The organism is uncultured Pseudokineococcus sp., assembly GCF_947495735.1.
GTDB lineage: Bacteria > Actinomycetota > Actinomycetes > Actinomycetales > Quadrisphaeraceae > Pseudokineococcus.
In genome coordinates, this window is the sequence record NZ_CANMAA010000021.1 from 40,054 (window position 1) to 47,855 (window position 7,802).

At 77.3% G+C, this 7,802-nt stretch carries 6 protein-coding genes; 5 read left to right on the plus strand and 1 reads right to left on the minus strand.

From position 1 onward, the window contains the following. Complete coding sequence (locus tag Q0848_RS18030; RefSeq protein WP_299040085.1) at positions 1 to 2,115, plus strand: SpoIIE family protein phosphatase; 2,115 nt, start codon at positions 1 to 3, stop codon at positions 2,113 to 2,115. 60 nt (positions 2,116 to 2,175) lie between these two features. On the opposite strand, the gene Q0848_RS18035 is transcribed toward Q0848_RS18030, so the two are convergent. Then, a complete protein-coding gene (locus Q0848_RS18035; RefSeq protein WP_299040087.1) occupies positions 2,176 to 2,532 on the minus strand; it encodes an STAS domain-containing protein in 357 nt (118 codons plus the stop codon). A gap of 165 nt (positions 2,533 to 2,697) precedes the next feature. Between Q0848_RS18035 and Q0848_RS18040 the strand changes: the two genes are divergently transcribed. The 4 genes from Q0848_RS18040 (at position 2,698) to Q0848_RS18055 (ending at position 7,489) form a co-directional block, all read left to right on the plus strand. Next, positions 2,698 to 3,147 (plus strand): DUF3151 domain-containing protein, encoded by a 450-nt coding sequence (locus Q0848_RS18040; protein ID WP_299040089.1) that lies wholly within the window; start codon positions 2,698 to 2,700, stop codon positions 3,145 to 3,147. Positions 3,148 to 3,350: 203 nt separating this feature from the next. Next, entirely contained in the window at positions 3,351 to 4,637 is a 1,287-nt protein-coding gene (locus Q0848_RS18045) for an adenylosuccinate synthase (RefSeq protein WP_299040090.1), read from the plus strand. 354 nt (positions 4,638 to 4,991) lie between these two features. Further along, positions 4,992 to 6,437 (plus strand): hemolysin family protein, encoded by a 1,446-nt coding sequence (locus tag Q0848_RS18050; RefSeq protein WP_299040092.1) that lies wholly within the window; start codon positions 4,992 to 4,994, stop codon positions 6,435 to 6,437. Further along, positions 6,434 to 7,489 carry a hemolysin family protein gene (locus tag Q0848_RS18055; protein WP_299040093.1) on the plus strand — a complete coding sequence of 352 codons (1,056 nt, stop codon included), beginning with the start codon at positions 6,434 to 6,436 and terminating at the stop codon, positions 7,487 to 7,489. Before Q0848_RS18050 ends, Q0848_RS18055 begins: the two co-directional genes overlap by 4 nt. Positions 7,490 to 7,802: the final 313 nt, after the last annotated feature.

Sequence of the window (7,802 nt, forward strand, 5' to 3'; positions counted from 1 at the left end):
GTGGTCAACCCGGTGCTCGGGGGCGGCCGGTCGGCCGGTCCGGGGGGAGGCGGCGACCCGTCCGCCACGGCCCTCGCCGCGGTCGCGGCGCTGGCCACCGACGTCCCCGTGGTCGTCAGCGACCCGCGCCAGGACGGCGACCCGCTCGTGTGGGTCAACCGGGCCTTCACCCGCGTCACGGGCTACCCGCCCGAGGAGGCGCTCGGTCGCAACTGCCGCTTCCTGCAGGACGCGGCGACCGATCCGGAGGCGCTGGAGCGGCTGCGCCGCGGGATGGCCTCCGGCGAGCCGGTCACCGTCGTGCTCCGCAACGTGCGCCGGGACGGCACGCCCTTCTGGAACGAGGTCTCGGTCTCCCCGGTCCACGACGAGCACGGGCGGCTGGTGCACCGCGTCGGCGTCCAGGTGGACGTGACGGCGCGCGTGGAGGCCGAGCGCTCCGCCGCCGCGGCGCGGGCGCGGCTCGTCCTGCTGGCCGACGTCGCCGAGGCCGTCGCGGAGCTCGACACCCGGCGGGCGCTCGCGCGCCTCACCCGGGTGCTCGACCGGCTCGTCCCGTGGTCGGCGGTGGTCCTGCAGCAGGGCGGGCTGCGCCTGGCGGCCGCCTCGGGCGTCGACGCGCTGCCCCCGGTGGCGCCGCTGCCCCCGCCCGACGCGCGCCGGCGCGACGACCCGCTGGCCGCGCAGGCGCTGGGCGAGGCCACGGCGCCCGTGCGGCTGCGGCTGGACGACCCCGCGGAGCCCGCCGCCGACCCGGCGGCGCCGGGCGCCCAGCCCCCGGTGGGGCGGTGGCTCGCGGCGGCGCTCGACCAGGTCGCCGTCGGCGCCGGGCCCGGCCGACCGGCGCTCGCGGTGCCCGTCCCCGGCCGCGAGGGGGTGCTCGGCCTGCTCGTCGTCGGGGACCGCGGCGCGCAGGACGCCGGGGAGGGCGGCGGGCTGGCCGAGGACGACGTCGACCTCCTCGTCGAGGCGGCCCGCCGGCTGGGGCTCTCGCTGGACAGCGCGCGGCTGCACGAGCAGCAGCACCTGCTCGCCGAGGCGCTGCAGCGGAGCATGCTGCCGGAGCAGCCCGCGGTCCCGAACCTGGACGTCTGGTCCTACTACGCGCCGAGTAGCGACCACGCGCAGGTGGGCGGGGACTGGTTCGACGTCATGACGCCCGGCCCCGACGCCGTGGGCCTGGTCGTGGGGGACGTCGTGGGCCACGACATCGAGGCGGCCGCCGCCATGGGCCAGCTCCGCTCGGTCGTGCGCGCCTACGCGCACGAGCAGGAGGAGCCCGGCACCGTCCTCATGCGGGTGGACCAGCTGGTCACGGGGATGCGCATCCGGCGCTCGGCGAGCCTGCTGTACGCCCGGCTCGAGGACCTCGGGGACGGCTCGTGGGAGGTCTCCTGGTCGCGCGCGGGGCACCTGCCTCCCGTGCTCGTGCAGGCCGGGCGCGCCCGCGCGCTCGAGGGCGGGGAGGGCGTCCTGGTCGGCGTGGGCGACCGCCCGCGCACGACCGCCGTCGTCGAGGCGGGGCCGGGCGACGTCCTCGTCCTGTGCACCGACGGGCTCGTCGAGCGCCGCGCGCGCTCGCTGCGCGACGGGGTGGACGCGCTGGTGGCCGCCTGCGAGGCGAGCTGGGGGACCGACGCCGCGGGCACCGGCGAGCACCTGCTGGAGGCCCTCGGGGACGCCCCGGAGGACGACCTCGCGGTCGTCGTCGTCCGCGTCCCCGGGCGCGCGGCGGTGCGGCCGGGCCCGCGCCGCCGGCGCTGGCAGCTGCCGGGCGACCCCGGCTCGGTCGCCCGCGCCCGCCGCAAGGTGGGGCAGGTGGGCCGGCTCTGGGGCCTGGCGAGCACGGCCCAGGCCGAGCTGGTCGCCTCCGAGCTGGTCGCCAACGCCGTCCTCCACGGGTGGGGCCCGGTCGGCCTGCGCCTGGCGCACGACGAGCGGGGGCTGCTCCTGGAGGTCGACGACTCCAACCCCTCGCCGCCGGGGGTCGTCACCGAGCGGCGCGAGGGCCCCGGGGGCTTCGGGCTGCACGTCGTCGCGCGGCTGTCGGACTGGGGATGGCGCCACTCCGGCGCCGGCAAGACCGTCTGGGCCCGGCTGCCCGACGCCCCCTGACGCCGCCGCCGCTGCGCGGCGCTCGCCCCGCCGCCGACCGCGTCGGCGGGACGGGCGGTCTCAGCGCAGGGAGGCGGCCCAGGGGCTTGGGGCCTGGTCCGGCTCGCAGCGGTGGCCGTCGACGAGGCGGAACATGTCCAGGGCCCCGCAGACCTCGAGGACGTAGAGGGTGCGGTCGTCCCCGCCGCGCAGGGACGTGACGCCGCCGCGCCGCGAGGTCGCGTCGGCCAGCGAGATGAGGAACGCGGCGCCCGTCGAGTCGAGGAACGTGGCCCGGCACAGGTCGACGACCAGCAGCTGGCGCCGCAGGCCGCTGACGCGGGCGACGATCTCCGGGAACTCGTGGCGCGCGGAGAGGTCGAGGTCGCCGGAGACGACGAGGACGACGGCCGTGGCGGTGGTCGAGAGCTCGATCACCGCGGGTCTCCGCCGCCGCCGACGGCCTGCGTGCTGGCCGGGGCGCCGGCGGTCGCGATCACGGCGGAACGGTACCCACGCGCCGGAGGCCCACGCCCGCCGAGCGGTCGGGGCGGACCCGATCGGGGGAGCGGCCCGCCCGCGCGGTCCGCCACACTGGCGGCCATGAGCGCACCCACGCCCCCCTCGCGCGACGGCCGCGACCTCCTCGGCGGCCCGCCGGCGACGCTGCTGCCCGGCGACCTCGAGGAGCCCGCGGCCCGCGCCCTCGACCAGGGCCAGCACGCCTCCGAGGTGGCGGCGAGGACTCCGGCGGCCAGCCTCCCGTGGGCCGTCCTGGCCGAGGACGCGCTCGCCGACGGCGAGGTCGTGCAGGCCTACGCCTACGCCCGCACCGGCTACCACCGGGGGCTGGACGCGCTGCGCCGGGCGGGCTGGCGCGGCGCGGGCCCCGTCCCGTACTCGCACGTGCCCAACCGCGGCTTCCTGCGCGCCCTCGCCGCCCTGGCGCGGGCCACGGCCGCGGTCGGGGAGACCGACGAGGCCGACCGCTGCGCCGGCTTCCTCGCCGACTGCGACGCCCAGGCCCCCGTCGAGCTCCTGCCCCAGCGCTGACGTCCGGGCCCCAGGACGTCCGAGGCCGACGTCCCGGCGCCAGGACGTGCGTGCGCTGACGTCCCGGTGCTGATGTCCTGGTGCGGGCGTCCCGTCCCGGACGGCCGGGGGCGCCCGCGCGCCGCGCGGTAGCCTCGCGCCCCGGTCGGCTCCGACGGAGCCGCCCCGCTCGTCCCTCCCCGTCTGGAAGCAGGTGCGTCCCCATGCCCGCCATCGTGCTCGTCGGAGCCCAGTGGGGTGACGAGGGGAAGGGCAAGGCCACCGACCAGCTCGGCGAGCGCCTCGACTACGTCGTCAAGTTCAACGGCGGCAACAACGCCGGCCACACGGTCGTCGTCGGCGACGAGAAGTACGCGCTGCACCTGCTGCCCAGCGGCATCCTCACCCCGGGCGTCACGCCCGTCATCGGCAACGGCGTGGTCGTGGACCTCGCGGTGCTCTTCGAGGAGATCGACGCCCTCGAGGCGCGCGGGGTGGACACCGGCAAGCTCCTGGTGAGCTCCAGCGCCCACCTGATCCCGCCGTACAACCGGATCCTGGACCGGGTGACGGAGCGCTTCCTCGGCTCGCGGAAGATCGGCACCACGGGGCGGGGCATCGGCCCGACCTACGCCGACAAGATGTCGCGCGTCGGCCTGCGGGTGCAGGACGTCTTCGACGCCAGCATCCTGCGCCAGAAGGTCGAGGCGGCCCTGGACCTGAAGAACCACCTGCTCGTGAAGGTCTACAACCGCCGCGCCGTCGAGGTCGACGAGGTCGTGGACGAGCTGCTCGAGCACGCCGAGCGCCTGCGCCCGATGGTCGCCGACACCGGGCTGCTGCTCCACCAGGCCCTGGACGCGGGGAAGACCGTCCTCCTGGAGGCCGGCCAGGCCACGATGCTCGACGTCGACCACGGCACCTACCCGTTCGTGACGTCGTCGAACGCCACGGCCGGCGGTGCGTGCACGGGCTCCGGCATCCCGCCCACGCGGGTCTCGCGCGTGGTCGCCGTGGTGAAGGCGTACACGACCCGGGTCGGCGAGGGCCCCTTCCCCACCGAGCTGCTCGGCGCCGAGGGGGAGGCGCTGCGCCAGGCCGGCGCGGAGTTCGGGACGACGACGGGCCGTCCGCGCCGCTGCGGCTGGTACGACGCCCCGGTGGCCCGCTACGCCGCGCGGGTCAACGGCGTCACGGACTTCGTCCTCACCAAGCTCGACGTCCTCGGCGGCCTCGAGCGCATCCCGGTCTGCACGGGCTACGAGGTGGACGGGCGCACCCTCGACGAGCTCCCCGCCACGCAGACCGACCTGCACCACGCCCGCCCGGTGCTCACCGAGCTCGAGGGCTGGTCGGAGGACATCTCCGGCGCGCGCGAGTGGGACGACCTCCCGCCCGCCGCCCAGCGCTACGTCGAGGCGCTGGAGGAGATGTCCGGCGCGCGCATCTCGGTCGTCGGCGTCGGTCCGGGCCGGGAGCAGTCGGTCGTCCGGCACGACCTCCTCGGCTGAGCGCCCCTCCCGGCCGCGGCCCCCGCGGCCGGGAGCAGCCCCCTCCTCGGGGGGTGCCCTCGGGCGCCGGCACCGGCCACCTGGGGGCCGACCGCGCCGTCCGCGCGCGCCAGGCCCCACACTGGTGCTGCGCGCGGGGAGACCCTCGCGCCGGCCCGCGCCCGCGGGCCGCCAGCCGCGAGGAGAGGAGACCATGAGCGCCGCACCATCCGACGCTCGGGACAGTACGACCGGGAAGGGCTCCAGACGCGCGACCGTCGCGCGACGGGCACCTTCCCCGCGGGCCGCGGCCCGCCGCTCCGACCTCCCGTCGACGCACACCGCCCCTGACCGGACCCGCACCGGGGGGCTCGCGTGATCGTCGACGTCCTCCTCCTGGTGCTCGCCGCCGGCCTCGTCCTCGCGTGCGGCGCCTTCGTGGCCGCCGAGTTCGCCTTCGTCACCGTGAACCGCAGCGCCGTCGAGCAGGCCTCGCGCGCCGGTGAGCCCGGCGCCGGCGGGGTGCTGCGCTCGCTGCGCACCCTGTCCACGCAGCTGTCGGGCGCCCAGCTCGGCATCACCGTGACCAACCTCGCCATCGGCTTCCTGTCGCAGCCGGCGATCGCCGACATCGTCGACGGGCCCCTGGAGTCCCTCGGCCTCGGCGAGTCCGCCGCGAGCGGCGTCGCCACCGTCCTGGCCCTGGTCATCGCGACGGTCCTCACCATGATCTTCGGCGAGCTCGTCCCGAAGAACCTGGCCATCGCCCAGCCGATGCGCACGGCGCGCGTCGTCAACGGCTTCATGCGCGGCTTCACCCGCGCCACGGGGCCGGTGATCCGCCTGTGCAACGGGGCGGCCAACCGCATCCTGCGGGTGCTGGGCTTCGAGCCGCAGGAGGAGCTCGCGTCCGCGCGCTCGCCCGAGGAGCTCGCCGGGCTGGTGCGCCACTCCGCCGACCAGGGCACCCTCCGCGCGGACACGGCGGACCTGCTCCAGCGCTCGCTCGCCTTCGGCGACCGCCGGGCGCGCGACGTCATGACGCCGCGGGGCCTGATGGACACCAGCGACCTCGACGACACGGTGGCCGACGTCCTGCACGCGGCCGCGGAGAGCGGCCACTCCCGCTTCCCCGTCCTGGACGACGAGCACGACGAGGCCATCGGCATCGTCCACGTCCGCCACGCCCTCGGCGTCCCGTTCGCGCAGCGGGCGACGACGACCGTGCGGGACGTGATGGCCGAGGCCGTGCACGTGCCCGACACCGTGCCGTTGGACGCGCTGCTGGACCGGCTGCGCGAGGGCGGCCTCCAGATGGCCGTCGTCGTCGACGAGTTCGGCGACGTCGCGGGGCTGGTCACGCTCGAGGACCTCGTCGAGGAGCTGATCGGGGAGGTCCGCGACGAGCACGACACCGACGAGGAGCCCGTCCCGCCGGACGCGGACGGGCGCTGGCAGCTCGCCGGCAGCCTGCGCCCCGACGAGGCCACCGAGCTGCTCGGCGCCGTCGTGCCCGAGCACGAGGACTACGACACCCTCGGCGGCCTGGTGACGCTGAACCTCGAGCGGCTGCCCGTGCTGGGCGACCGGGTCGTCGTCCGCGCCGACGAGGCGCCGGGACGCCCGCCCAAGGACATCGCCCTGGAGGTCACCGCGCTGGACGGGCACCGCATCGAGCAGGTGGTCGTCGAGCTCCTGGTGCCCGAGGGCGCCGAGGAGGACGACGACGCCCGCGAGGGCGGCGAGGGCCAGCCCGCTGCGGGGGCGCCGGTGGGCGCCTCGCGGCCGGGCGCTGACGACGAGGGGCGGGAGGCGCGATGAGCGACTGGCTGGGACTCGCGCTGACCGCGCTGCTGCTGGCGCTCAACGCCTTCTTCGTCGGCGCGGAGTTCGCGCTGATCTCGGCGCGGCGCACGATGATCGAGCCGCGGGCCGCCGAGGGGTCGCGGGCCGCCCGCACGACCCTGCACGCCATGGAGCACGTGTCGCTGATGATGGCGGGCGCCCAGCTCGGCATCACCATCTGCTCGCTGCTGCTCGGCGCGCTGTCCGAGCCCGCGATCGCGCACCTCATCGAGGTGCCGTTCGAGGCGGCGGGCCTGCCCGAGGCGCTGCTGCACCCGGTCGCGTTCGCCATCGCCCTGACGATCGTCACGCTGCTGCACGTGGTGCTGGGCGAGATGGTTCCCAAGAACATCGCGCTCGCCGGGCCGGACCGCGCCGCCCTCGTCCTGGCGCCGCCGCTCGTCCTGGTGGTGCGGGTGCTGCACCCGCTCATCTGGCTGCTCAACCGCACCGCGAACCTCATCCTGCGGGCCTTCGGCGTGACGCCGAAGGACGAGGTGACGAGCGTGTTCACCCGCGACGAGGTGGCGGGCCTGGTCACGGAGTCGCGCGAGGGCGGCCTGATCGACGAGCGGGAGGGCGCGCTCCTGCTGGAGGCCCTCGAGTTCGACGAGCACGACGTGTCCTCGGTGATGATCCCCCTCGACCGGGTCACGTCCCTGCCCGTGGGCGTGACCCCGGCGCAGGCGGAGGAGACGGCCGTCCGCGGCTTCTCCCGCTTCCCGCTGCGCGGGGGCGACGGCGCGCTGCACGGCTACGTGCACGTCAAGGACCTGCTCGAGACGGACGCCGACCGGCGCGAGCAGCCGATCGACCCCGCTCGGGTGCGCCCGCTGCCCGAGGTCCCCGCCGACGCCGCGCTCCGCTCGGTGCTCGGGACGATGCAGATCGACGGCGCGCACCTCGCCGCCGTGCGGGACGCCGCGGGCGCCGTCGTGGGCATCGTCACCCTGGAGGACGTGCTCTCCGAGCTCGTCGGCCAGATCCGGGACGACTCCCGCCGGGCGGCCGTCGCCGGCCAGCGCTGAGGAGCGCCCCCCCAGGCGCACTGCGTCGGCACTTCGTCGCTGAGGGGCGGCTTCGGGCGCACTGCGTCGGCACTCTGCCGCTGGGGGGCGCCCCGGCGCCCCCGTCTCGCCGGGCGGGGGGGGCCCCCGGGCCCCCCCCCCCGCGGGGGGGCGGGCGGGGGGGCCCCCCCCCCCCGGCCGGGGGCCCGGGGGGGGGGGGGGGGGGGGGGGGGGGGGGGGGGGGGGGGGGGGGGGGGGGGGGTGGGGGGGGGGGCCGGGGTCGTGGCGGTGCCCGCGCTGCCGAGGCGCACGATGACCGGGCTGCCGTCCACCC